The following is a 2,339-nucleotide window of genomic DNA, read 5'->3' as shown; positions in this document are numbered from 1 at the left end:
GCCGAGCGGGCGGGCCGGGAGCTGGAGGACGCCTCCGCGCCGGAGATCCTCACCTGGGCCGCCGACACCTTCGGTACGAGGTTCTGTGTGACCTCCTCGATGGAGGACGCGGTGGTCGCCCACCTCGCCTCGCGGGTCATGCCCGGCGTGGACGTGGTCTTCCTCGACACCGGCTACCACTTCGAGGAGACCATCGGCACGCGTGACGCGGTCGAGGCCGTGATGGACGTCAACGTCATCACCCTCACCCCCCGCCAGACGGTGGCCGAGCAGGACGCCGCGTACGGCCCGAGGCTGCACGACCGCGACCCCGACCTGTGCTGCGCGCTGCGCAAGGTCAGGCCCCTCGAAGAGGGCCTGGCCGGCTATGACGCGTGGGCGACGGGTCTGCGCCGTGACGAGTCGCCGACCCGGGCGAGCACGCCGGTGGTCGGCTGGGACGAGAGGCGCCGGAAGGTCAAGGTCTCGCCGATCGCGCGCTGGACCCAGGACGACGTCGAGGCGTACGTCGCCGAGCACGGGGTGCTGACCAACCCGCTGCTGATGGACGGCTACACCTCCGTCGGCTGCGCCCCCTGCACCCGCCGGGTCGCGAAGGGCGAGGACGCTCGGGCCGGCCGCTGGGCCGGGCGCGGCAAGACCGAGTGCGGACTGCACGGCTGATGACCACCACACCTACGGACACCACGGAACTTACGGAGAAGCGGATGAGCGTGACCGGCCAGGGAGCCACCGTGTGGCTGACCGGTCTGCCCAGCGCGGGCAAGACCACCATCGCCTACGCGCTGGCCGGGCGGCTGCGCGCCGAGGGCCACCGGGTGGAGGTGCTCGACGGGGACGAGATCCGCGAGTTCCTCTCCGCCGGACTCGGGTTCGGCCGTGAGGACCGGCACACCAACGTGCAGCGGATCGGGTTCGTCGCCGAGCTCCTCGCGAGCAACGGCGTGAAGGCCCTCGTCCCGGTGATCGCGCCCTTCGCGGACAGCCGCGAGGCCGTCGCCAAGCGGCACGCGGCCGAGGGCACCGCGTATCTGGAGGTCCACGTCGCGACCCCGGTCGAGGTGTGCTCCGAGCGTGATGTGAAGGGCCTGTACGCCAAGCAGGCGGCGGGCGAGATCTCCGGTCTGACCGGCGTCGACGACCCCTACGAGGCCCCGCGGGACCCGGACCTCCGCATCGAGTCGCACACGCAGACCGTGCAGGAGTCGGCTTCCGCCCTGCACGCACTGCTCACCGAGAGGGGTCTGGCATGACCACCGCCCAGCACCTGCACACCGAGTCCGGTTCCGACGCGCCCTACGCGCTGTCGCACCTCGACGCCCTCGAATCCGAGGCGGTGCACATCTTCCGTGAGGTGGCGGGCGAGTTCGAGAAGCCGGTGATCCTGTTCTCCGGCGGCAAGGACTCCATCGTCATGCTGCACCTGGCGCTCAAGGCGTTCGCGCCCGCGCCGGTGCCGTTCTCGCTGCTGCACGTGGACACCGGCCACAACTTCCCCGAGGTCCTCGCCTACCGCGACCGCGCCGTCGCCAGGCACGGCCTGCGCCTGCACGTGGCCTCCGTCCAGGAGTACATCGACGCCGGCACGCTCCGCGAGCGCCCCGACGGCGTCCGCAATCCGCTCCAGACCGTCCCCCTCACCGAGGCCATCCAGCGGCTGAGGTTCGACGCCGTCTTCGGCGGCGGCCGCCGCGACGAGGAGAAGGCCCGCGCCAAGGAACGCGTCTTCTCCCTGCGCGACGAGTTCTCCCAGTGGGACCCCCGCCGCCAGCGACCCGAACTCTGGCAGCTCTACAACGGCCGCCACGCCCCCGGCGAGCACGTCCGCGTCTTCCCGCTCTCCAACTGGACCGAGCTCGACGTCTGGCAGTACATCGCCCGCGAGGACATCGAACTCCCCGAGATCTACTTCGCCCACGAACGCGACGTCTTCCAGCGGAACGGCATGTGGCTGACCGCCGGCGAATGGGGCGGCCCCAAGGACACGGAACCGGTGGAGAAGCGCCTCGTGCGCTACCGCACCGTCGGCGACATGTCCTGCACCGGCGCCGTCGACTCCGACGCCGTCACGCTCGACGACGTGATCGCCGAGATCGCCGTCTCCCGCCTCACCGAGCGGGGCGCGACCCGTGCCGACGACAAGCTGTCCGAGGCCGCGATGGAAGACCGCAAGCGCGAAGGGTACTTCTAACCATGACGACCACCACCGAGCAGCTCAGCGCCACCACGCTGCTGCGCTTCGCCACCGCGGGTTCCGTCGACGACGGCAAGTCCACCCTGGTGGGCCGCCTGCTGCACGACTCCAAGTCGGTCCTGGAGGACCAGCTGGAGGCCGTGGA

At 71.0% G+C, this 2,339-nt stretch carries 3 protein-coding genes; all 3 read left to right on the top strand.

The genetic code is table 11. From position 1 onward, the window contains the following. Positions 1–663: phosphoadenylyl-sulfate reductase (locus ACFY15_RS36835; protein ID WP_390691814.1), on the top strand; the 663-nt coding region annotated here is incomplete at its 5' end. Positions 664–707: 44 nt separating this feature from the next. After that, positions 708–1,253 carry an adenylyl-sulfate kinase gene (gene cysC, locus ACFY15_RS36830; RefSeq protein WP_390691815.1) on the top strand — a complete coding sequence of 182 codons (546 nt, stop codon included), beginning with the start codon at positions 708–710 and terminating at the stop codon, positions 1,251–1,253. Further along, entirely contained in the window at positions 1,250–2,191 is a 942-nt protein-coding gene (gene cysD / locus ACFY15_RS36825) for a sulfate adenylyltransferase subunit CysD (RefSeq protein ID WP_390691813.1), read from the top strand. Before cysC ends, cysD begins: the two co-directional genes overlap by 4 nt. Positions 2,192–2,339: the final 148 nt, after the last annotated feature.

The sequence above is a fragment of the Streptomyces sp. NPDC001373 genome (assembly GCF_042895815.1).
GTDB lineage: Bacteria > Actinomycetota > Actinomycetes > Streptomycetales > Streptomycetaceae > Streptomyces.
The sequence above is the reverse complement of the archived record's forward strand: the minus strand, read 5'-3'. Positions and strand labels throughout refer to the sequence as shown.